Here is a 22,738-nt window from a genome sequence, read left to right as displayed (position 1 = left end):
GGGCTATCGCCTGCGCAACTATTTTTGGAGACAAACCTCGTGTCACACTCGCAAATCGGCCTGATCGGCCTTGGCACCATGGGCGCAATGCTCGCGCTTAACATCGCCGAAAAGGGCTTTGACATCGCGGTCTTCAACCGCACCACGAGCGTGACGAAGACCTTCCACGAAAATGCGGGCGGGCTCGCTTCGAAAATCACGCCCTGCGAGACGATTGAAGCGCTGGTGCACGCCATCGCCAAGCCACGCGCGATCATCCTGATGGTGCCTGCGGGCGATCCCGTGGACCAGCAGATCGCGGCGCTTCGGGACTATCTTGATCCCGATGATCTGATCATTGATGCAGGCAACGCGAATTTCCACGACACCGACCGCCGCGCGGCAGAGGCCGCCAAGGCCGGCCCGCGCTTTCTCGGAATTGGCGTCTCGGGCGGTGAGGAAGGCGCGCGCAACGGACCCGCGATCATGGGCGGGGGCGAACAGCAGGACTGGGACCGCGTGGCGCCCGTCCTCACTGCGATCGCGGCCAAGTTCGACGGCACCCCTTGCGCGGGCTTCATGGGCAAGGGCGGCTCCGGTCATTTCGTGAAAGCCGTGCATAACGGCATCGAATATGCCGACATGGAGATGATCGCCGAGATCTATGGCGTGATGCGCGACGGGATGAAGATGAGCGCACAGGATTGCGGCGACGCCTTTGCCAAGTGGGATGAGGGCCCCCTGAAATCCTACCTGATCGAGATCTCCGGCAAGGTCGCCCGCACCGCCGATCCCGAGAGCGGCAAGCCGATGCTCGACATCATCCTTGACCGCGCGGGCCAGAAGGGCACCGGACGCTGGACCGTGATCGAGGCGCAGCATCTCGCCGCCCCCGTTCCGGTGATCGAGGCCGCCGTAATGGCGCGCAACCTGTCGGCTCGGCTAGAGGCGCGCAAGCAGGGGCAGGATCTTTTCGGGTCCGCCCCCGAAGCGTTGCCCGAGGGCACGCTGAGCGCCGATGACCCGGAGCACGCACTGATCGCGGGCAAGATCCTGTGCTATGCGCAGGGGTTCGAAATGCTGCGTTCGGCCAATGCGCCCTTCGACTGGGATCTGCCACTGCCCGAGATCGCACTGATCTGGCGTGACGGCTGCATAATCCGCTCTGCGATGCTCGATGATATGGCACGCGCGCTGACCGAAGCGCCCGAGCGCAACCTGATGTACGCGCCCTATTTCGCGGCCCTGCTCAAGACCCATCACGCGGCGCTGCGCAAGATGGTAAGCGTTGCAGCCACTTATGGCCTCGCCGTTCCGGCCCTGTCGATGGCGCTGAGCTATTTCGACACGATGCGCACCGAACGCGGCACCGCCAACATGATCCAGGGTCAGCGCGATTTCTTCGGCGCGCACGGCTTCGAGCGGACGGATCGCGATGGCACGGATTTCCACGGCCCCTGGGCGATGTAAGCCCGCCCGTCTTACCTCCCCCGAGATCCGAACGGTCGCGGGGGAGGTGTCACATTAACTGAACAAGGTCCTGTGGAGAGTGATTGCGGCACCAACACATGGCTCACAGCCCCCCTACAGGTGTCGGGGTCGTTTCATTCGCCAGTCGCCCCTATCGCTGGGATCAAAACAGCCCACATGAGCCGCAAGAGAAAATTAGACACCCCCTCATCACCGCGCAAAATACTTCTGTCCCGGGTCAGCGCTGGCTATCAAATCTCGCACTTTGAACCCATAGGCGCTGGTGTCAGACAGTGTTCGTGCCGTTCTAGCCGCCCGATCGCCTGCCCTGCGTTGAAAGCAACTGCCGTCCCAGGCAGGCGATTGGGCCTCACACAGGAGCCCCTACCGCGCAGCAGTCGCACTCACCGTCGCCGTCAGGTTTCAATCTATCGGCCACGATCCGCACCTTGGTCTCACCCGCCACGTGACCGAGCACTCAAGTTCGACTCAAACAAGCTGCAATCTGCTTCTGCAAATTCTTGACCGGTCCATGTCCGGTCAATGCAAAATCTTTCCAAATGCGTTTCCGCCCCGCCATCCTGCATCAGCGACATTTCTCCGGATGTTTATGTTCAGCTTCTCCACCCCGAAGACCAGCACGGTCGGCCATCTCTGCTCTGGTTCGAAGGTGATGAGCCGCGCAATCTTTGCCTTGCGCCGAGCGAATTAGAACTCGCCCTGCCCAACCTTCTCGACGGGCGCGCGTATGTCTCATTGAACCGATTCCGCTATCGCCGCACCTCCGATCAGCTCGTAGCGCTGAACGCTGTCTATGTTGATCTCGACTGGCATAAGACGGCGCGCTGGCGTGACTGTGATGTCAGCGTGGTCGAGGCCGCCATTCTGCATCTTCTTGATGACGCAAACCTGCCATCGCCATCAATACTATTGCAAAGCGGTCGAGGCTCCGCCCTGATTTGGCTTATCAATGATCTGCCGCCAGCCGCCTTAAAACGTTGGCAGGCTGTAATGAGCGCGCTAAACGAAATCTTCGTATCATTTGGCGCAGATCGCGGCTGCCAAGACGTTGCGCGTGTCTTCCGCCTTCCCAGCAGCTTCAATGAAAAATCAGGCAAGCGCGTTCGTGTTTCTGCTGGGATGGGAAATCGCCACGACTTCGACGTCTTGGCAGATGTGATTTTCTTCGCGTCAGGGCGACCCACGCGCGCCGAACTTCAGACGTTTCGCGCCAGAAAAGGTTTGTCGCAGCGAGTGAACTTAAAAGGCCGCGCGATGCCCGTCGGCTTGCCCCCGGCGGCCCGCTTCCGGCAAATCCGCGACGATCTTGAGGGGATCAGAACCGCGCACGGCGGCACAATTCCAGATGGCATGCGAAACACCTGGCTTCACATATTTGCCACAACCCTAACTCATGACACTGAAGTCGACGACGGCGCGCTGGAAATTCTCGAAGCAGCCCGGTGCGCAACACCCGATTTACCGGCTCAGGAAGTCTCTGCGATCATTCGCACTGCAGAAAGACAGGCCGCCGGGATAAATGCCTCAAGCCCGCTTGCCGATGGACGCTACCATTACTCGGGAAGCCGTATCGCGGATCTGCTCGGTATTTCTGAAGAATATGCATGTTCGCTTAATCTTCGACAAGTCATACCTCAAAAACTGCGCCAAGAAAGAAAGGCAGCGGCATCACGAGCGCACCGGGCGCAAGCCGGCGCTAAGACACGGAAAGAATGGTTGGCGGCGAATTCAGCGTCGCGGGATCAGCCATGGAAGAAACACGGAATATCTCGTACCACCTATTACGCCCGCAAGAAGCAGGGAACTCTGCCGGGTTTCGATACGGCCTGAAGCCCGAACAGGTCCGTGTCCGCTACAGGGGAAACCACAGGGGACACGGGGGCAGATATTTGCCCCAAGTCTTACTCCTTTCCCCACCCAAAAATCCGCCCCATAAATTTATTGAACACTACATAGCGCGGCACGAGCGTGTCTCTGCGTATACGGGCGTGCGTTTGATCTTGCGCAAGAAGCGGCGAAAGATGTAGCGTTTGGCAACTCGGGAGTGAGCAGTGTGACCACCTATGAGCGGAAGACGACGATGCCGGCGAACGATCTCTCACCGCAAGAAATGACGCCTAAGGATGAAATTTGGCTGAATGCGTTCGTCGAGACGATGTCCAAGCCAAGCGCCAGAGAGGTCGCATTTTTTGCGCATCGCCGAGCGCTGCGGCTTGGCGTTGGGTTGTCGAAGGAAGGTATGCTCGTCTCAGGCCAGTGTGAACCTAAAGGATAGCGCCATTTTAAGTGAAGAAAGCCGCGCATCCTATATGACGAGCTTCAAAGCGGTTGAAAGCACAAGAGGATTGCGCGCTTGGAGGGGCTGGGGAAAAGCATAAATCCATCTTCTCAAATATTCGCTACCCTTCCGCGCGATATTCGTTTCGTGGCCAGATCACTTTAGGTCCGATTCTAATCAGCAGCGGGGAGAAATCCGTGGCGGGTCCAGTAAACTTTCTGGGAGGCACGGCTCTTTCGGAACCAAACTCAGAAACACGGTCTTGGCTTCGTTCTCCAATCCTGCAAAACTTTGGCAACTATTAATTGTTGCCGCTCTTATTTTTTTGCGGTCGCTAATAAAATCAGAGAGGCCGCATGATCAGTAGAGAACTCCTTGTAAAAATGAACAATCTCGCTGACCACGTTTTCGTGGTCGTATCTGAAATTGAAACGCAACCTCATGCCAAGCTTGAACAGGTAATTCAGAGCTTCTCGCAAGCGGCGAATGAGCTTTCCCTTGTTACCCACGAAATGCTCGAACAAGAATAAGCGCAGACAAGTAAATATATCAAAATTCTGGTCGATCCGGCACGCAGTATCGGAGTGGTCTGACCCGTATGTGCAGAGCATCGACGCGAACTAGAACTCCCTCGCGAAATATGAACGGGCATGCAAAACGCGCCCTGTAGTAGGGTGATCGGCGGCCCATGATGCTCACCCTCTACTGGCGGCATTCGATCTCATCGATCGGTGACGGCGATGGGGGCGACTGGTAGCGGCAGAAGAACGGTCCGAGCAAGACGCAATTCACAGTGCGGAAATTCCTGCGTTGCCATGGGCGACGCGCCGGACCCGGGGTGAGGTGATTATATAGCCATATTGAAAGACCCTGAAGCGATCGCGCAAAGCGTCGCGTCAGGTGAAACCGGAACCGTAGCATGTCACTCGCATACCACTCTAACGGACGTGCTTGGGACAGCCCCCCCGCAAAAGCCCATGAGTATATTTCACTCAGTGCGCGTTTGGGTGAAAGCAGTGTGCGCCTGGGTGAAAGATCATTGTTATCAGCAGCTGATCGTCATCGAAGTCTGACTCCACGTGCTTCGCTTTGGTATCTTTGGCCACGTGAACGACAACAAGGTCGGCCTGCGCAAAAATTGGCCCCTCACTCTTGTCGAATGATGCATCGATCTGTTTTGCAAGCCTTGGGAGGATTGGCAGCGTCAGCATCATTCCTTCGAACTTTTCGAAAGGGGTAAGAGCAGCAGGCGTGAGCGTCAGTGAGAATGAATCACCGTCTTCATTGACCTCCAGCATTGCTGGCATGAGCGAGCTTGCTTTGAGCTTCGCTTCATCGAAGACAGTCGGTTCAGCGCGATAGTTGATTTGTATTTTCTTTGTCATGTCAGCCCCATAGAGGGTAGATCAATTTTGGTCCAGACAATGAATGGTGAAGCTGCGTAACTTATACGACGCTGTATTTGATCCCATTTACTTAGGGAATTCCGCCCTCTAGGGCATAAACGACGCTTACTCCCGAGAACTGCAGCCCCATCAAAATGGGGCGAGTACCCACTCGCCCCAAATCACATCAGGTAGGCAGTCTTTCAGCCTCGGCTTCAGCCGCCCGCACACCGTCTTCAAGAAAACTTCGCACTTCGGAGAGGAGCTCCGGTCTGCGCTTGAAATAGCCATAGGTTGCGTGAGCATCCCTAAGCGGATCGGGCATCGAGTAAAACAACGGGTGCGTGATCACCTCTGGAAAGCGGGTCCAGCGTTCGCGCGGTGTGGAGAAGGGCTGCGACGCATGTGTCTGCGCAAGCTTGGCGGGCAAGGCGCAGGCTGCGAAATCGAGCAACCAGCCTTCGCAGATCACCCAGGTGTGAAAATCGCCCCTAGCCGCCGCAATCGACGGGATCGATGGGTTTGCGATCCCGTGATCGAGGGTATCGTAGTCACCCGAACCGACAGACCAGATTGCGGCACCGGCGATGACGCGAGGCTGCAGACCCATGTTGCTCAGAATCTGCGCCGCCGCGAAGGCCATCAAAGGAGCCGCAGGAAGGACCGCGTCTTGCAAAGAGCCACTGGCAGTGAAGATCTTGTTGCCGCCGCGTGCGTAGAAGCCGCCGGTGACGGCCCGAATCGAAGCCTTATGGACGCGGTCGCCAACGGATTTCAGTTGTTCGGCATTGAGCAGACAGGGTCCGCGGCGGATGGCATTTTTCTTGGACATTTCTGAATTTCCTTCTTTTTCCGCATCGGTTCTTCCGATGCGGAAAGGAAGTGGTGTCGGGGCGATCGTCCGGAAGAACTTTTTCCGACGCTTCCTATGCTGACGGTGGCGCCGACCGTGAAAGCTGTCCAAGGGGTGTTATGGGGGGCCATCCGAACGCACAAGACGCGCTCGGATGGGCTGCAAATCTCGAGCGAAATGGCTCGCACAAAACAGGAGTTTGCGCGAATAAACTTGGGGTGAGGAAACCACCGATTACGCCGGCAAGAAGCAGGGAACTCTGCCGGATCTTCGCATGGCTTGAACCCCGGACAGGTCCGTGTCCGCTACAGGGGGAACCACAGGGAACACCACGGCAGGTATTTCCGTAAGAGCCTACCCCCACCCTTTCCTGCCCGAAAACCCACACCGTGCATTTCGTGAACGCTAAAATTTGGATTTGATCGGCGTCTTCCCTTTCTCCGTTGGAACGAAAGGAAAACACCCATGTCGAAACGATCCAAACTCCCTAATTCCAAACAAGCAACTGAGCTCCTGAGCGCCGCAGATTTACTTTGCCGCTGGCAAGCGGGCAGCGCGGCGACGCTATGGCGCGCCGAACAAGACGGCCTGTTGATCCCGCTTCGGAGCGGCCGGCGCAGAGGCTACGCTTGGGAGACGGTTTGGGCCTTTGAGGGTGGGCAGGCGCCAAGGGGCTTGGAGGCCGCCTATCGGCAGCGGTTGCTGACGCCTGAAGACGCTGCACTGCTCTGCCCGTTTCGCCCTTCGACTCTCATCGCCAAGGCAAAACAGGGCTTTCTACCGTATCGGCGTATCGGCTCTCGCGTGCGTTTTGTGCCTGCTGAAATCCAGCGTTGGCTCGGCACATGGGCGTGACGATGCACTGCATCCATGAACGGCCAAATCGCCGCCTGAACCTCTTTTCGAGCCGCGTGAACGAAACACCCCCCGAACTTCATGGGCCAAATCTGCATGGCCGTTCCGTTCATCTTTTCGGGGATGAACGGTTCCGTCCCGCAGATGAAATCACCACGGAAAGGATGAAAACATGACTCTCCAGGAAATCTACCTCGCTCTGCCCAACCTGTATTCCGCACAATCTGCGAAGGCATATGCCGCCGCGTTTCGCCGGGTCGAGAAACTCACCGGCAGCAAACTCCATCAGATAGCGGCGAATGACGTTGCTTGGTCCGAGATCGCTTGTCGCATCGTATGGGTCGGCGAATTTCGCGCCGCAACACCCGAAGCCGCAGAACGCGCGTTTCACACGTGGTCGGGAAAAATCAGTGCGGCGATACGGCTTGCGACAGGGAAAGTCGCACAGGACGCGACCTCTCCCGATGCACGTCTCGCTTGGGATCATCTGATCGGATATGTAAAGCGCGTGCAGAACCGTGCGGGACCCGATGGCTCTAAGGTGCTTCCTGGCATGGCGGATGTGTCGCTTGCAAATCTCCGGGCCCGGGTGGGTCACGTCTTTCCCGCCGCGCTCGACACCATTTCAGCAACCGAGGCACTGTCTGCCATTCCAGCCGACAAGACGGCTTCTTTTCGTCGCTCGCTACGCCTTCTGAACAAGATAATCGCGCAACGGAATCGGCACGAAGAGGTCGCGTCTCTGCTGCCACTAGCGCCCGTCGGACCGCTTCCAGGACGTCGCGATGCCCCGCTCGACTGGTCATCCCTGCCAGCGCCTCTTGTAAAGTCCTGCGAGGCTGCGATCGAACGCGCCGTGCACGGGGAGCGCGCAAAACGCGACCGTTTCGGGGGCAAACTCGGCGCTGACCCGATGCCACGCAGGACCAAAGGCAAGCGCAAGGTGCGCAACCCGGAGCTGCGCCGCAAAGCGCATCGAAATGCGCTGTCATGGCTCATCCGTCATGCTTGGGATGATCGAATGCCGCCCGCAGACGTCGAGCAACTGGAGGGGCTTCTGACGCGCGGCCATGTGCTCGCTGCTGCGAAGCGCTTTCAGGAACGCGCGAAGCAGGAACAGGCGCTCAAGAACCCGAATAAGACCTCGTCAATGCACACCTGGCTTGCCGCACTTGAAACGCTCGCCAAGCGTAACAACCTAGAGGAAGATGTGCTAGATACGCTCGCGGATCTGCACTTCTCGGATACGGTGCATAGCGATTATGCAAACGAGATGGCTGCAGAACGCGCCGCCTTCCTGAAACTCCTTGATCGAGATCCTGCGGTCATCCGCGCCATCCTGACCGGACCGCGCGTGTTAGAGCGCGAAGCACGGCGCGGGCTTGCCAATTGGACGACACTCGGGGTGCATGCGCGCACCGAGGCGCTGCATATGGCGATGACGTCGGCGGCGATGGCGTTTCAACTCTCGCGCCCGCTGCGCACGCGCAACATCAACGAACTGACCTTTGGTGGCAAAGACGCAGAGCTTCTGCTGCCCCGTCGCAAGGGCGCGCACGCGATGATCGACATCCCGCGGGCGAAAGTGAAAAACAACCGCGAGATCGTGCATGAGCTTCCTCTTGCGCAATGGAAGGTCATCACGCTCTGGGTCGAAGAGGGGCGCGACCTTTGGTGCGCACATCACGGGATCGATCCCGAGCGAAACCCTTACCTGTTTCCCGGCACGAAAAGTAACAAGCCAGTATCGCGTTGCACTTTGAACAAGGTATGGAATCGCGGCATGTCGCGGATCGGCGTTATCGGATTGAAGCCGCACATGATGCGCCATGTCGGCGCAACACTCTTCGTCGCTCAGAACCCCGGCGCCTATGGCGTTGTCGCCGATTTGCTCTGCGACAAGCTCGACACGGTGCAAGCGTTCTACGCACGCGGTGCCGGTCGTGAGGCTGCACGTCTCTTTGCCGAAGTGCTTGAGCGCCTCGATCCCACACTGCAACTTATTTGAGGACCTTATGCCCCATCCACCATTTTCCTGGGCCGAGCGGGAAGCCCGGCTCCGCGCGCGCATGCCCAGCGTGCCCCGTCCTGTTGCCGAGGCCGTTACGGAGGCGGTCATTTCTGGCACCCTCACGGGTCGGGGTGTCCCGGCCGCGCTCGAGCGGTTTTATGGCGCACTCTCGGCATCGGGGCGAACACCCGAAACAGCAAACACCGAGGACTTTGCATCTGCAGCCACAAGCCGCACGACACACCGCACCTTAATGGCGGCCCTCGCGCGGTTCGCCCCGACAGTGCCCCTCGCACCGGCGCGGACCTTGACCAAAGACTGGGACCGCTGGCTCAACGCATGTTACAATGTGAAGTCAAAAAAGCCGCGTCGCTCCACCCGGATTGCAACGCTGCCCGAGCACTGGCCTGAAACGTGGCGCGAGGTCCTGCCCCTTCTAGACCGGAGGGTCCGGCGCGGAGAGACAACCTATCGCCCGCTGCGCGAAAAGACGCGAGCCTCAGTCATCAGCGCCATCGGCATCTGCGCGACGGCTCGCAAATGGGCAGCCGAACGCGGTATCAAAATCGGGGAGGCATTTTCGACAGACCTCGCCGAAGTATTCCTGCGCTTCCTGCTCGTCGAGCGTGCCATCACACCCCGCTCTGCAGCGGACTATTTCGAGCGGGTGGAAAGTTTTGCCTATCGCGGGCAGCTCTTCGACCGACTCGCCGCCGAAGCATTTTCAGAAATTCGGGGACAACTCCGGGCCGAAGCAGAGGACGCGCCACTTGGCAAACGAACGAAAGTCCGAGGCTTTCTCAAAGCGTTCGATTTGGCTGACATTTTGCATGCCGCCGCGCGGCATTCAGAAGTCGCGCGCAGCTGCAGAGGGGACACCGCACAGGCTGAACGTTTACGCCGGAAATCCGTGGTGTTGGTGTTGCTGGTGAACGGGTCCGACCGGCAGGGTGACCTATCTCGATTTCGCGTGGGCCGCGACATCCAGCGCACCGAAACGGGTGACTGGGAACTGTCATTCCGGCAAGCCAAGACCCGGCGGAAGAAAGAGTTAGGAGAACTGTGGCCCTTCACAAGCCGCCTGCTCGACGCGCATGTGCTCGGCGATCGGCCGGCTTGGCAGATCAAAGATCGCGTTGCCGAACTCGACGGAATGAACCTGCTTAGCCTGTCGTCTGACGGGTTTGACACATATCATCCGACGGCGCTGTTGAAAGAGGAGTTCGGTATTTCCGGCCACTTGATCCGAACATTGGTCACAAACCTGATCCGCACCGAAGAGCCTGACGCCGCCTGGGCAGCGCAAGCCTTGCTCGGGCATTCGCAGCGCTATTCGCAGCGGGCTTACCTCACGGACTTTCGTGTCACGGCGTCCGTGCGCGCTTGGCAATCGGCGATCGGGGAAATTGAGAAACGGGTTGCGCCATAACACATGTCATCGTTCAGCGGGATCGCGAACCGAGTCGTCGCGCCACGAGACATGCTAACGCGACCCGACAGGGCTTGAAGGGCGATGACGTCATGCCGTCCTCAGCCTCCCGCCACGAGAAGCGCGTAGAGCGCGACGACATCACTCTTTGCGACCGAGTAATTTGCAACGGAATCCTCGCGCACCTCACTAAAATCCAGCTGCGCAAAACACGCCCGCAAATGTTGCGCGTTCTCCCGGTCGATCGCCTTGAGGAAGAGATGCGAGCTGGGCGTGTGTTCGATCGGATTATCGAATATGCGCCCCGCGACGCCGCCAATGCGGCGAATGGCAAAATCAGCCTCTTCGGCGTTGCAGAAACTGAAATCCGGATGTTTGACGGCACCCCGCTGTTCGGAACGCTCATAGCCCCGACGCTCCCAAATCTGGAAAACGGTGCGCACCGCGTAGGGCTGACCCTCATAGAGAAAAGCCTCTACCGGCAACAGCATCTCGTCAACGAGATGGAACATCCGATTGAGCCGGCGGCGCAGCGAGGATTTGCGCACCGAGCGCGGCAGGATCATCGCAATCACATCCGCATGGCTCGCTGCGTGATTGAAAAAATTGATCGCGAGGGAAGCGTTGCGACCGAACGGCGGGTTGCCGACCACAACGTGCCGCCTAAAATTGCCCGGCGGGACCCAGTTCAGATAATCGGCTCGTACGATGCCAGGAGCAGCAGGCGCGAGGTCGAGGCCTATACGCGGCTCAGGTAAATGCGCGAGAAAGGCACCAGCCCCCGCAGAAGGCTCGATCCAAAGATCACCCGGCTGGGCTGGGAATGTCTGGGACAGTCGCGCATAGCATTTCTCAGCAATCAATGGGTTCGTGTAGAACTGATCGAGAGCCCGTGCGGTCGCTTGAAAGGGCTGCTCGAAGCATGTGTGGATGGTCATATAGATTTCTCCTGTTCTTGACGAACAGGGAAATCGAGACGTGCCGGAAAAACGGAAATCGAAACCCGAAAAAAATTACAGAAAAATAATAACCATCTGGAAATGAACACTAAAAATAGAGAATATGAGAATCAAACCTGCGTGCCCCCCTCGAAACAAGGAAGATGGGACGCCAAGACTCGAGCAAAAGAAACAATATCTCTGAGTGTGAAAACGTACGCGCCGGAGACGATCGCGGTGAGGAAAAAGATCAGCGCGGCCCCGCTCGATCACCTTACACCACGAAATAATTTTTGTGGTGTAAGACCCGGCTAATCGCGTCCAATCCACCTGATTAGCCCGGCCCGCCTCTTCCTGCTTCGCACACGGCAGGACACCTACCGCCACCGTGAGAAAGAAGCCGGTCAGCCGGGCACCGGCCTTCGGTCGCGCGCGCCTTGTGACGCGCGACCGAAAGCCGATCCCGGCAACGACCTCGATCATCGTGCGTCAACCCCATGACAAGGAATGACACATGCTGAATGCCCTCTCGAAACGAACCTCAACTTCACCATGCGAAACGACGCGCCCTTGGTCTGAAACCATAAAAGCCGGCGATATCATCTCATTCAGGTTTCCACTGCAGAATGCACCCGCCAACGAGCGCCCCAAGGCGCGCCCCTGCCTCGTGCTCGCGGTTTCAGTCTACGACGGGCAGCGCTGGTTATGTGTGGCTTACGGCACCACCATCCGGCGCAAAGCCCGCAACGCTCTCGGCATCGACCTATCGACGGATGAGGCTGCGGCTAGCGGCCTCAATCGCGCGACCGGGTTCTGCGGCACGCGCACCGTTGTGATCCGCACGAACGACCCGGCGCTGTGTGTTTGTCCAGCTTTGCGCACACCGGTCATCGGCAAGCTCGCCGATCAGCCTCGCGAGCGGATGCAGCTTGTTAAGGCGCGCCTGCTGAAAACGTTGGAAACGGCTGACCGGCACTGATCGACCTTGATCGGTGAAGCTGAGATAGCGCTCTCGAAACGAAGCGCTATCACACCCCCACCGCTCCACGAGATCGAAAGCAAACGCAAGAAGCGAGTACCGTCTCTGAGCACTCGATTGCGTCGTTGCCAAACGCGGCCCTCCACACATCCCAAACGGCCATGCAGGGCCGTTCTTGACGCCCGCGGGCCATTCCGCAGGGCATATAGGAGTCTATTCTATGCATCATCGCGTGATCCCGGTTGCCCGAATTTCGATGTCGAGCTTCCTTTACGAAAACCGTGAGGCGCTTTGCAATACGGCCACGCTTCTGGGTGGCGAGGGCGCGGCGCACCGCGTGTCCACTATCGTTCACGGATTGGCGCATCCGGCAATTCTCTCACGCCAGATTTGGCGAGAGCTGCAATGGTTATTCGACCTACTCACCCTCGAGAATGTCGAAAATTTCGAGCGTCCGGAAGCAGGCTATTTTGCCGCCGTAAACCCGGATGACCCCGTCGTCGAGGAAATCTGCCTTCTGACGGACGAATACACCGACCGGCTCAGCGCCCTGCGTGCTGAAGAGACCACGGCCGCGCCGCCACATCTTCTGGCAGCTTGAGCGCCACCTTCGCGCCGCCGCTTAGCGGGGCGGTGCGAACTTGAGGACCTGCGCTTTTGCGGGTCGAAACAAGGAGCACTTCATGCATTATCCTGCAAGCACTACAGATACCAAAGCCACCGCCATCGCGGCAATCGAGACCGCGCGCATCGTCGAAGCGGCGCTCGCTGAAAGCACGGTGGATCTGCGTCAGGACGCTCAACCCGTTCGCGCCATGTTCGATGCGTTTCGCGCTGGCATTCTTTATGACGAAGCCGAGGAACCTGCCCTCGACGCGCTGAGCGCGCATGTGCTCGGCACACTTTCCGATCGCGTGCCGGGTTATCGGCAAATTGCGCTAAACTATAACACGGACAACTACTTCTTCCTCGACGGGGATCTGGAAAGCATCCGAAAGCTCTGGGAACAGCTGCGGCTGTTTCGCAGTTTGCGCCAAAAGGTGATCGACCAACTTGCCGCCGAGCAGCATCTGTCTGCACTGCGCCACCGCCGTTTTACATCCGCATTGGAATAGACAAAAATGCAGGCCGGGACTTTCCCGGCCTGACACCTGCAACATCTTCACTCTGAGAAGCAGGTGGCCTCTGCGCACAAGGCATGATTTGCTTCGAACCGAAGAATATATACCAAACTTGGCTGCACACTCTGTATGGGCACCTCGTCTTTGGTGATGCAAGCGGCGTTATCGGATCGTTTGTTTCTCAATTTTATCGTTGTCCCTGAAAATGCTTTAGTTGCGACCGAAGTAGACGTCGGCGGGTGTGTTCGATCACACGAAACCTATCAGGCATTTCGTCATAGAACGCCTTATGCACCCAGGTGAGAAATTCGACCGATGTCGGCCGGGGTAGTGTACCTGTCCGGTGCATATCGTCGATGGCGCGCTGGACGATGACATGCGCGCGCGCTTCCAGAGCGAGCGGGCGGGTTTCTTCTTCAAGCTCGGCACCGGCAAGGGCACGCTCGAGATCGCGCGACCGCGTGTTGTGGCCCTCGATCAGATTCGAATAGTAGCAATTCATCACCCGGACGAGATCGGCCAATGCGGCGGGGATACGTTCCTCAAAGACACAGGGGTCAATCCTGCTAGATCTTTCAATCATTTTTGCCGATCTCAGATGCGCGAAAAGCTCTTTATACATAGCGCTTTTTCGTAGAAAAATTAAAGATCTTGCCGATCTTGTTTGCCGAAATCTTGTGCGGACTGATGCGATGATGATTGCCCGCTCACGCTGACTTAAAGGGAGCAATATAACGACCGCGCTGTTGGACCGCATCACACACCGTTGCCTCCGCCAACGGTGCTCGACCGGCTTGCCGCCGAGCGTCAGGTCTTCGCGCGTTAGTGCCATCCGGCTTTACGCGCAGCCGGGTAAAAGGAATGCCGGTCCGAGATGCCCCAGTGTCGCATAAAATCATAGAGCAACAAGGCGGTGCAAACCGCAAAAGCGGCTGAGCCACTCGCTTTTATTTTTTCATATTAATGAGTTGCGGGAAATTTCGTGATTTTTTCGGAAATGTTCTTTCCCCATTCCGTCAAAGGCTCACATTCCATCCAGTTGCTGTGGACGCCTGACGCGAGGTCATGCCCATCTGTGCATGATCCCTGACAAGCTCGATCACGCGGCGCATCACCAAGCTTTCAAACATCTACGAAATATGAGGCCGCCCAAATGAGTTTCGATATCCTTTTCTGCCGCAATCAAGAGGACGTTTTAGATCTTAAAAATCACACAGACTTCCTTGCCCTTTTTGACGCCGACATCGGCGGTCGGGTCTACGGCGGTTATGATGATTTCTATGTAACGGATCAAACACTCGCAATTGCGGATGCGCGTCTCGCTCTCGCGCTTACGTCAGCAGGCATTGGGAGCCACGAGGTTCCGAGCGAGATCCCCGATGGCTTTTGCGATATCGATGCCCGGACGGCACACTGGAGCTATCTTCTGCGCTGCTATCCCGCCCTCTTGGAAATGTTGCGCGAAAACATCCGAGACCACGGGCCCTTAGTCTGCGCCTATGGTTGATCAGCGTAAACCCACAAATCCTTTTGTCGTGTCAGCTGATCCTGTGGGAAAAGGGGGAACTGTATCCATCGCTTAATCCATGCAACATGGCCGCTTGTAATGGCTTTGGCGGGTGCGGATCGCCGACATATCTCAAGTTGACCATGCGTCAGATTCACGCGGATGCGAGAGTGTGCTGTCACGGAAATTTGTTTTGCTAATTAACATTTAGAACGATCTAAATGGATCGTTCCAAGTGGTCCAAAATGTCCGTTGAGGAGCGGAGATTTCGGACGGTCACGCAGGGGAGGCGTCGTGTATCATTTCAACTTTACACCCGTATTCGACAACTTTGACCTGCTTTTATACGGCGCTTGGCTGACGGTTCGCTTGTCTTTTGTCGCGATGGTTTTGGGGCTGGTCGTCTCGGTTCTCGGTGCGGTGGCGCGCACGTCTCGTTACAAGGTCTTACGCGGCCTTGTCGGGGCCTATGTTGAAATTATCCGCAATACACCCTTCCTGATCCAAATTTTCTTTTTGTTTTTCGGCTTGCCCGCCGTGGGCATCGCACTGAATCCAAATGTCGCAGCCCTCGTCGCCCTTGTGATCAACGTTGGTGCTTACGGAACCGAAATCACCCGCGCGGGCATCGAGTCCGTGCCTCATGGTCAGATTGAGGCGGGGCGTGCGCTTGGGCTCGAGCCGGTGCAGATTTTTCGCTATGTCGTGCTTAAACCTGCGTTGCGCAACGTCTACCCGGCGATGACGAGCCAGTTCATCTACCTCATGCTGACTTCCTCGGTTGTCTCTACGATTTCGGCCAATGATCTGGCCTCTGCCGGCGCGGATCTGAACGCAAAAACTTTTGCGAGCTTTGAGATCTATCTGGTCATCACGGCCATGTATCTTGTGCTTTCACTGCTGTTCTCGGGCTTGTTCCGCCTGGTTCAGCACACCTTGTTCAATTACCCCGCGAGCCGCTGATATGATCCGCCAATTCGGTCCCGCCGACATTCTATTCATCATCGAGGCCGTCCGCTGGACCTTGCTGCTGTCCGTCATTGCGTTTGTCGGCGGAGCCATCGGCGGGCTGGTCGTCGCACTGGCGCGCAGCTCTGACTCGATCGCGCTACGCCGGATCAGCGCCGTATTTATCCGAGTTTTTCAGGGCACGCCGCTGCTGATGCAGCTGTTTCTGTTTTACTTTGGCCTTGCTGTCTTGAACTTGCCGATCAATCCGTTGCTGGCTGCCGCCGTTGCGCTGACATTCCACGCAAGCGCCTATCTCGGCGAGATTTGGCGCGGCTCGATACAAGCGGTGCCCACGGGCCAACTTGAAGCCGCAACGGCCCTTTCGCTTAGCTACCGCGACCGGATGCAAAGCGTAATCTTGCCGCAAGCGGCACGGATTGGGGTTGCGCCTACGGTGGGATTTCTGGTGCAGCTCATCAAGGGCACCTCGCTGACCTCTATTATCGGCTTTACCGAACTGACCCGCGCCGGTCAGATCGTCAACAACGCCACCTTCGACCCGTTTGTGGTCTTTGGATTGGTGGCCGTGATCTATTTCCTGATTTGCTGGCCGCTTTCGCTATACGCGCGCCGGCTTGAAGCGCGGATGCGCCGCGCCTTCACACGCTGAACGACCGTACCCACCAATTTCTCGGAGGAGGAGAGAATGAAGTTTTTCCACACACTGGCAGCCGCCGCTATTGCAGCCACGGCCCTTCTTGCCCCGCAAGCGCAAGCCACTACACTCAAACAGATCGAGGCAAATGGCGTGCTCAAAGTCGGCATGTTGGTCGATTTTCCGCCCTTCGGCACGATGAGCACGACCGGCACCCCCGAGGGTTATGACGCCGACACCGCCAAGGCCTTGGCGAAATATCTCGGCACTAAAATTCAGATTGTGCCGGTCACCGGACCCAACCGCATTCCCTATTTGTTGTCGGGTCAGGTCGATGTTCTGGTGGCCTCACTGGGGATCACGCCGGCGCGTGCCGAAAGGGTTGATTTCTCGAACCCATATGCCGGGATTGAGATCATGGTTTACGGCAAAAAAGACGAAGACGTGAAAGACGGCGCGGGCCTCGCGGACAAAACGATCGGCGTGGTGCGCGCCTCGACGCAAGATGCTGGCGTCACCAAAGTTGCCCCCGCAAGCGCAACGATCCGCCGTTTTGACGATGATGCCGCCGCAGTTCAAGCGCTGCTATCGGGACAGGTGCCGCTGATTGGCGTCTCAAACGTGATCGCTGCACAGATCAACAAAGCTGCACCGGGCCGCTTCGACGAGAAGTTCTCACTTTCGAGCCAAGTTCAGGGTGTGGCCGTCGTGCCGGGCTCTGACGCGCTGTTGGCCAAGATCAACGCCTTTGTCGCGGACGCGATGAAAGACGGGACAATGGACAAAATCAGCGAGCAATGGCTTGGCACGAAGGTTCCTGATTTTGTCCGCACTGGCACCGCAAAAGCGGCTTTGAAGTGAACATCTGACATCAACCCGGCGCCACGTTTCAAACGCGGCGGCGCCGGGCTTCAATGACGAGGCATGACCATGGCACAATCCAAGCAGCGCGCGGTTGAAATGCGCGGGGTCTCCAAATTCTTCGGGGCGTTTCAAGCGTTGAAAGCAATTGATCTGACGGTCGAGACCGGCGAACGGATTGTTATCTGTGGCCCCTCTGGCTCGGGTAAATCAACGCTGATCCGCACGATCAACCAGCTTGAAACCATTCAAAGCGGCACAATCACCGTTGATGGAATCGAGCTGACAGCAGGGGGCGACAATGTCGGCAAAGTGCGCCGCGAAGTTGGCATGGTCTTTCAGCAGTTCAACCTGTTTCCCCATCTCACGGTGCTACAAAACTGCATGTTGGCGCCGCTCAAGACGGGACGGGCCAATAAGTCCAGCGCCGAGGCGACCGCGCGCAAATATCTTGAGCGTGTGAAAATCCCCGAGCAGGCAGCTAAGTTTCCCGCCCAATTGTCGGGGGGCCAACAGCAGCGTGTCGCAATTGCGCGCGCGCTGTGCATGGAGCCGCGGATCATGCTGTTTGACGAGCCAACTTCGGCGCTTGACCCCGAAATGGTAAAAGAAGTGCTCGATACGATGATTGATCTCGCGCGCGAAGGCATGACGATGCTCTGCGTGACCCACGAAATGGAATTTGCACGCGCGGTAGCCGATCGTGTGATCTTTATGGAAGCGGGCGCGATCATCGAGCAGGGCGCGCCCGAAGAGTTCTTTGGCAACCCCCGCTCTGAGCGGCTGCGCAATTTCCTCGGTCAAATCGCATGAGTGCCGCCACAGCACTGCCCCGAATTTTGGTTCTGAGCGATCTTAATCCGCCAGACATAATGGAGCAGTTTTGCGCCAGTCACGCCATCACCCGCGACATCGAGGCGCGTGACGGGATCGAGATCGTGCTCACCAGCGGCACGCGCGGATTGACGTGTGACGAAATTGACGCTCTGCCCGACCTGCGGCTGATTGCGGTGAATGGCGTCGGCACAGATGCCGTCGACCTGGGCGCTGCCTCCGCGCGCAACATTGCCGTAACCACCACACCCGATGTGCTTTCCGGGGCGGTGGCCGAACTGGCGCTTGGTCTTGCTTTAAGCGTGCGCCGGCGCATTGGCGAAGGAGAGCGACTGGTGCGCTCGGGCGCTTGGGGCGGGGGTCAAAAGGCGCGGCTTGGCCGCTCACTGATCGGTGCGCGGGCCGGCATTCTGGGCTACGGTCGGATCGGGCGTGCACTGGCGGATATGCTGCGCGCTTTGGGCCTTGAGGTGCTCTATTACGCGCGCGCGCCAGGTCAAAATGCGACCGACGCCTATCGCGCCAATCCTGTGACATTGGCGCGTGATTGCGATGTGCTATTCGTAACCTTGGCCGCCACGCCCGAGACCCACCATATCGTCGGGCCTGACGTGCTGGACGCGCTAGGCCCAGAGGGCACTCTGGTCAACGTCGCGCGCGGCTCGGTTGTTGATAGCGCGGCTCTGGCGGCGGCTTTGCACGGCGGAACGCTTGGCGCTGCGGCGCTTGACGTGTTTGAAACCGAACCGGCCACGCCCGGCGGCCCGGAGGATGCGCTTTTGCGCGCGCCCAATACGCTATTCACCCCGCATATCGCCTCGGCCACCTATGAGGCGCGCAGGGCAATGGCCCAACTTGTGATTGCCAATATCGACGCGTTTATTGCCGGAACACCGCTGCCCAGCAAAGTCGCGCTGTCTTAAACGGAACCTCGAATGGATATCCTTTGCATCGGCGAGCCGCTTGCTGAATTCACCAATGATGCCGCAAACCTGAACCAGTTTCACCGCCGGTTGGGCGGCGATATGCTCAATGCCGCAATTTATCTGGCGCGTTTGCGACCCGATTTGCGCATAGGCTATCTGTCGCGGTTAGGCGATGACGCAATGAGCCGCTGGATGCGCAATGCCATTGCTGCCGAAGGTGTGGATGTGTCAGGCGTCGCGCTGGAACCGCACGGCAGCCCTGGCCTGAGCTTTATCTCGACCGATGAAGACGGTGAGCGTAGCTTTGTTTATTGGCGCGATCAGTCCCCGGCACGTCGGATGTTCTCCCCCGAAATGTCCGAGGCGCCCGCCCTGTCCAACGCCCGCGCAGTGCTGTTTTCTGGCATTGCACTGGCTATTTTGCCAGCAGCGGCGCGCGCCCGGATGTTGTCGGCTTTGGCGCACGCGCGCGCGGCGGGTTGTTTGGTGGCCTATGATACGAATTACCGCGCGCGGTTGTGGACTTCGCATCAAGAAGCCACAGACTGGAGCTCACGAGCGTTGGCAGTGGCTTCGGTCGCGCTGCCCTCACTGGAAGATATGGGTGCGCTTTGGGGCTGTGATACACCCGAGGCGGCATTGCAACACTGCGCCCGCTTCGCGACTGGCGAGATCGTTTTGACCACCGGCGGCGGTGCGGTTTTGCACCGCAGCTCCGCAGGTGAGGCGCAGTCCATCGCCCTACCTGCACCAGTGCGCGCGCGCGATACGACCGCCGCAGGCGACAGTTTTGACGCAGGCTTTTTGTCGGCCTTTCAGCGCAGAAAGTCCCCACGGGAGGCGGTTCTGGCAGGGGCGCGATTGGCCGCCCGCGTGGTGCAATTTCCCGGTGCCATCATTCCGAAATCCGCGATGCATGAGGAGATCGCCGAACATGCAGTCTGACATGATCGAGAGCTGCGCCGCTCAGTTTGCCCACGCCCATCTGACGGGACAGATCGACGCGCTGCCGCTGCTGCCCGAAACCGCCGAGGACGCTTTTGCAATCCAGAGCGCCACAATTGCACGGCTTGGCGTCGTGGGCGGCTGGAAACACGGTCTGATCGGCGGGCGTGACTTGGCCTGCGCGCCGATTTTGAAAGCCGAAGTTCATCACTCCGGCACCCTACAGCCCCACCTGAGAGGCCTTCGGGTAGAAGTTGAAACCGCGTTCCTCCTTGGCAAAGATATCGCCCCCGATGCCACCTTCAAGGCGATCATTGATGCTATCGACGACGTCCATATCGCGTTTGAGTGTTTGCGTACGCGATTTGTTACACCAACTGGTCACACGCCGCTAGAGCTGATGGCAGACAGGTTCACCAACCATTCCATCGTGATCGGCGACGCGATTGCCGATTGGCGCAACCGCGATCTGGCGGCGCTTGCGATCACAACCAATTTCGCCCCGGCGAGAACGCGGGCGGCACCCGGCATGTCTCTTGATCAAAGCGTCGATTTTCTTGGTTTTCTTGCGCGACGCGCAGCGGAACTTGGCCTGCCGCTGAGCGCAGGGCAATATGTGATTACTGGCGCGCGGCTTGGGCCAATCCCGCTGACCACGCCGGGCACATTTCACGCGGAAATAAATCATGCGCGAGTCGAGATGACAGTTACTGCCGCATAATTTTTACGCGCGCCAACACCCTGATCTGGCGCGGCGGAGTATGGTCAATTGCCACTGTGGCGTCGGGGCGATACTGGTCGGAATATGAGCAAAAAGCGGATCACCTTGATTGATGTGGCGCGCGCGGCAGGGGTGTCGCGCGCAACGGCCTCACTGGTGATCCGCGGATCAAGCCTCGTGGCCAAGACGACGCGTGAAAAAGTCGAAAAGGTAATCGCCGATCTCGATTATGTACCTAACAGCGGCGCTGCGCGTCTGCGCGGGCAAAAAAGCCGTACGATCGGCGTCATCATCCCCAACCTCGTCAACAGCTTCTTTGCCGAGTTTGTCGAAGGGATTGAGGCCAGACTTGATGACAGTGGCCATTTGGTGATGCTGGCCAGCAGCCGCGATGATCCCGCACGCCAGTCCGGCCTGATCCGTAGGCTGCGCGAGCACGACGCCGAGGGGCTGATATTGGTTCCCGCCGACGCCACGCGCCCCGAGACGATCTCGCAACTCGACCGCGCGTCCCTGCCGGTGGTGCAAGCGATGCGTCACGTTGGAATGGGTCTGAGCGACTTTGCGGGCTCTGACCCGGGGCTGGCAGTGCGCGAAAGTGTGCGGCATTTGCGCGATCTAGGCCATCGCCGGATTGCCTATGTTTCGCTTAAGGGCGAGACCTCAACCCGGATTGAGCGGTTGGAGTCGTTTGACAGGCACATGCGCGAAATGGGCCTTGAGAATGCGGGCATTATTGAGGTTCCGCTTGCGTGGGATGGATCACCACAATCGGCGGGGATGGTGAGTGCGCTCAATCCGCGCCCGACAGCGGCCATTTGCTTTAATGATATTCTGGCATCTGGACTGCTGCGCGGTCTGTTCGATCTGGGGTTGATGCCGGGGCGCGATCTGTCGGTGGTAGGTCACGACAACCTGTCGTTCATCGATCTCGGCGCACCGCCGCGCCTGACCACGGTGCAGGTTTTCCCGCGCGAGATTGGCACCAAAGCCGCCGAGCTGCTGATCCGTCGGATCGCCGAGCCACATGCAGAACTGCGTGACGCGATTGTCCAGCCGCGGCTTAGAGTTCGTGATACCACCGGACCTTGCGGCTAAGGAGCGCGACGGCGTCGTTACATACCGCTTCCGCCAGTTTCATGGGTGCTGTCGCAGAGTTTCCAGGGGTATTGCCAAGTTGTTTGCACGGCGTGACAGCACTATGCCAAAGTTATGAAAACACCGAACCATATGTCCCACCTAAAAGGCTTCCGCTATCCTCGTGAGATCATTGCTTACGCGGTTTGGGCTTACCATCGCTTCGCGTTGAGCACAGCTGACGTTGAGGATCTGCTCGCCGAACGGGGCGTAATTGTAAGCCGTGAAGCAATCCGGCTGTGGATAAACCGCTTTGGTCGCCATTTCGCAAATTGCATCCGTAGAGATCGCCCGCGACCGAACGACAATTGGCACATTGACGAAGTCGTGATCACAATCCTTGGCAAGAAACGTTGACTGTGGCGGGCAATTGACGCAAATGGCGACGTTCTTGATATTCTTGTACAAACTCGGCGAAATGCCAAAGCCGCAAAGCGCTTTTTCCCAAGACTGGTTGCCCAGTTTGGCGAACCAAGGGTCATCATCACTGACAAATTGCGCAGCTATATTAAGCCGATCAAAATACTGGCCCCGGACGCTGATCACCGCGCCCGCAAAGGCCTAAACAACGCGATCAAAGTGTCGCATCGACCGGCCAGCAAACGAGAAAAAATGTTTGGCCTGTTCAAATCTCACCGTCAGGCTCAGAGGTTTCTATCAGCGCATGACCAGATCAACCTAATCTTCCGCCCCGCCGTTACCAAATCACCGCGACTTCATACCGTCACGCCCGTAACGATGGATTCAGCCTCTGGGCTCACTATACCGCTGAAATGGCGGCATGAGATAGCCTTTGCCCACCCTTCACGATCTACCCTCAACAACTTGGCAATACCAGGAACACTGGCAATCGTGTCCGACGGCGTTCCGACAAGCGGGCGC

The 22,738-nt window shown here is 58.1% G+C and carries 23 protein-coding genes and 2 pseudogenes; 21 read left to right on the top strand and 4 right to left on the bottom strand.

The genetic code is table 11. From position 1 onward, the window contains the following. Positions 1-39 precede the first annotated feature (39 nt). The 4 genes from gnd (at position 40) to AB4874_RS16070 (ending at position 4,278) form a co-directional block, all read left to right on the top strand. The gene (gene gnd / locus AB4874_RS16085; protein WP_368392736.1) at positions 40-1,449 is read left to right on the top strand and encodes an NADP-dependent phosphogluconate dehydrogenase; all 1,410 of its coding nucleotides are present in this window, start codon (positions 40-42) and stop codon (positions 1,447-1,449) included. Between the two features lie 543 nt (positions 1,450-1,992). Beyond that, positions 1,993-3,300, top strand: coding sequence for a hypothetical protein (locus AB4874_RS16080; protein ID WP_368392735.1), 1,308 nt, complete (start codon positions 1,993-1,995; stop codon positions 3,298-3,300). A 223-nt stretch (positions 3,301-3,523) separates the two neighbouring features. Beyond that, a complete protein-coding gene (locus AB4874_RS16075) occupies positions 3,524-3,745 on the top strand; it encodes a hypothetical protein (RefSeq protein WP_368392734.1) in 222 nt (73 codons plus the stop codon). A gap of 359 nt (positions 3,746-4,104) precedes the next feature. Beyond that, on the top strand, positions 4,105-4,278 hold the full coding sequence (locus AB4874_RS16070; protein ID WP_368392733.1) for a hypothetical protein: 174 nt from the start codon (positions 4,105-4,107) through the stop codon (positions 4,276-4,278). Positions 4,279-4,740: 462 nt separating this feature from the next. Here AB4874_RS16070 and AB4874_RS16065 read toward each other — a convergent pair whose 3' ends face one another. Both AB4874_RS16065 and AB4874_RS16060 read right to left on the bottom strand, forming a co-directional pair. Beyond that, positions 4,741-5,133: a hypothetical protein gene (locus AB4874_RS16065; protein ID WP_368392732.1), complete on the bottom strand. Its 393-nt coding sequence runs from the start codon at positions 5,131-5,133 to the stop codon at positions 4,741-4,743. A gap of 187 nt (positions 5,134-5,320) precedes the next feature. Next, a complete protein-coding gene (locus AB4874_RS16060; RefSeq protein ID WP_368392731.1) occupies positions 5,321-5,965 on the bottom strand; it encodes a DUF2026 family protein in 645 nt (214 codons plus the stop codon). Positions 5,966-6,451: 486 nt separating this feature from the next. Here AB4874_RS16060 and AB4874_RS16055 point away from each other — a divergent pair, with 486 nt between their 5' ends. From AB4874_RS16055 to AB4874_RS16045, 3 genes are all read left to right on the top strand, one after another. Then, entirely contained in the window at positions 6,452-6,841 is a 390-nt protein-coding gene (locus AB4874_RS16055; protein ID WP_368392730.1) for a helix-turn-helix domain-containing protein, read from the top strand. 172 nt (positions 6,842-7,013) lie between these two features. Continuing rightward, entirely contained in the window at positions 7,014-8,849 is a 1,836-nt protein-coding gene (locus tag AB4874_RS16050) for a site-specific integrase (protein WP_368392729.1), read from the top strand. A 310-nt stretch (positions 8,850-9,159) separates the two neighbouring features. Beyond that, positions 9,160-10,281, top strand: coding sequence for a hypothetical protein (locus AB4874_RS16045; RefSeq protein ID WP_368392728.1), 1,122 nt, complete (start codon positions 9,160-9,162; stop codon positions 10,279-10,281). A gap of 101 nt (positions 10,282-10,382) precedes the next feature. On the opposite strand, the gene AB4874_RS16040 is transcribed toward AB4874_RS16045, so the two are convergent. Beyond that, positions 10,383-11,219, bottom strand: a complete 837-nt coding sequence (locus tag AB4874_RS16040; RefSeq protein WP_368392727.1) for a hypothetical protein — start codon at positions 11,217-11,219, stop codon at positions 10,383-10,385. 388 nt (positions 11,220-11,607) lie between these two features. Here AB4874_RS16040 and AB4874_RS16035 point away from each other — a divergent pair, with 388 nt between their 5' ends. The 4 genes from AB4874_RS16035 to AB4874_RS16020 all read left to right on the top strand — a co-directional run bounded on the left by AB4874_RS16035 (position 11,608) and on the right by AB4874_RS16020 (position 13,313). Beyond that, positions 11,608-11,730 (top strand): hypothetical protein, encoded by a 123-nt coding sequence (locus AB4874_RS16035; RefSeq protein ID WP_368392726.1) that lies wholly within the window; start codon positions 11,608-11,610, stop codon positions 11,728-11,730. 3 nt (positions 11,731-11,733) lie between these two features. Next, on the top strand, positions 11,734-12,198 hold the full coding sequence (locus AB4874_RS16030; protein WP_368392725.1) for a hypothetical protein: 465 nt from the start codon (positions 11,734-11,736) through the stop codon (positions 12,196-12,198). Between the two features lie 220 nt (positions 12,199-12,418). Further along, positions 12,419-12,799 (top strand): hypothetical protein, encoded by a 381-nt coding sequence (locus AB4874_RS16025; protein ID WP_368392724.1) that lies wholly within the window; start codon positions 12,419-12,421, stop codon positions 12,797-12,799. 82 nt (positions 12,800-12,881) lie between these two features. Next, complete coding sequence (locus AB4874_RS16020; RefSeq protein ID WP_368392723.1) at positions 12,882-13,313, top strand: hypothetical protein; 432 nt, start codon at positions 12,882-12,884, stop codon at positions 13,311-13,313. A 247-nt stretch (positions 13,314-13,560) separates the two neighbouring features. Here the strand turns inward: AB4874_RS16020 and AB4874_RS16015 are convergent. Continuing rightward, positions 13,561-13,902, bottom strand: a pseudogene (locus AB4874_RS16015) (Fic family protein); the annotation flags it as partial. A 570-nt stretch (positions 13,903-14,472) separates the two neighbouring features. Between AB4874_RS16015 and AB4874_RS16010 the strand changes: the two are divergent. The 10 genes and pseudogenes from AB4874_RS16010 (at position 14,473) to AB4874_RS15965 (ending at position 22,641) form a co-directional block, all read left to right on the top strand. Next, complete coding sequence (locus tag AB4874_RS16010) at positions 14,473-14,826, top strand: hypothetical protein (RefSeq protein ID WP_368392722.1); 354 nt, start codon at positions 14,473-14,475, stop codon at positions 14,824-14,826. A gap of 294 nt (positions 14,827-15,120) precedes the next feature. After that, a complete protein-coding gene (locus AB4874_RS16005) occupies positions 15,121-15,789 on the top strand; it encodes an amino acid ABC transporter permease (protein WP_368392721.1) in 669 nt (222 codons plus the stop codon). A gap of 1 nt (position 15,790) precedes the next feature. Next, on the top strand, positions 15,791-16,447 hold the full coding sequence (locus AB4874_RS16000) for an amino acid ABC transporter permease (protein ID WP_368392720.1): 657 nt from the start codon (positions 15,791-15,793) through the stop codon (positions 16,445-16,447). Positions 16,448-16,483: 36 nt separating this feature from the next. After that, positions 16,484-17,293 (top strand): transporter substrate-binding domain-containing protein, encoded by an 810-nt coding sequence (locus tag AB4874_RS15995; RefSeq protein ID WP_368392719.1) that lies wholly within the window; start codon positions 16,484-16,486, stop codon positions 17,291-17,293. A gap of 69 nt (positions 17,294-17,362) precedes the next feature. Next, a complete protein-coding gene (locus AB4874_RS15990) occupies positions 17,363-18,106 on the top strand; it encodes an amino acid ABC transporter ATP-binding protein (protein ID WP_368392718.1) in 744 nt (247 codons plus the stop codon). Beyond that, positions 18,103-19,050 carry an NAD(P)-dependent oxidoreductase gene (locus AB4874_RS15985; RefSeq protein WP_368392717.1) on the top strand — a complete coding sequence of 316 codons (948 nt, stop codon included), beginning with the start codon at positions 18,103-18,105 and terminating at the stop codon, positions 19,048-19,050. The genes AB4874_RS15990 and AB4874_RS15985 overlap by 4 nt, the downstream gene beginning before the upstream one ends. A 12-nt stretch (positions 19,051-19,062) precedes the next feature. After that, entirely contained in the window at positions 19,063-19,998 is a 936-nt protein-coding gene (locus tag AB4874_RS15980; RefSeq protein WP_368392716.1) for a sugar kinase, read from the top strand. Beyond that, the gene (locus AB4874_RS15975) at positions 19,988-20,719 is read left to right on the top strand and encodes a hydratase (RefSeq protein WP_368392715.1); all 732 of its coding nucleotides are present in this window, start codon (positions 19,988-19,990) and stop codon (positions 20,717-20,719) included. Before AB4874_RS15980 ends, AB4874_RS15975 begins: the two co-directional genes overlap by 11 nt. Before the next feature lie 84 nt (positions 20,720-20,803). Then, a complete protein-coding gene (locus tag AB4874_RS15970) occupies positions 20,804-21,817 on the top strand; it encodes a LacI family DNA-binding transcriptional regulator (protein WP_368392714.1) in 1,014 nt (337 codons plus the stop codon). Between the two features lie 114 nt (positions 21,818-21,931). After that, positions 21,932-22,641 (top strand): annotated as a pseudogene (locus tag AB4874_RS15965) (IS6 family transposase). Positions 22,642-22,738: the final 97 nt, after the last annotated feature.

The organism is Thioclava arctica (genome assembly GCF_040892615.1).
GTDB classification, from domain to species: Bacteria; Pseudomonadota; Alphaproteobacteria; order Rhodobacterales; family Rhodobacteraceae; genus Thioclava; species Thioclava arctica.
Note: the sequence above shows the minus strand (reverse complement) of the source record. Positions and strands in the feature narration are given on the sequence as shown.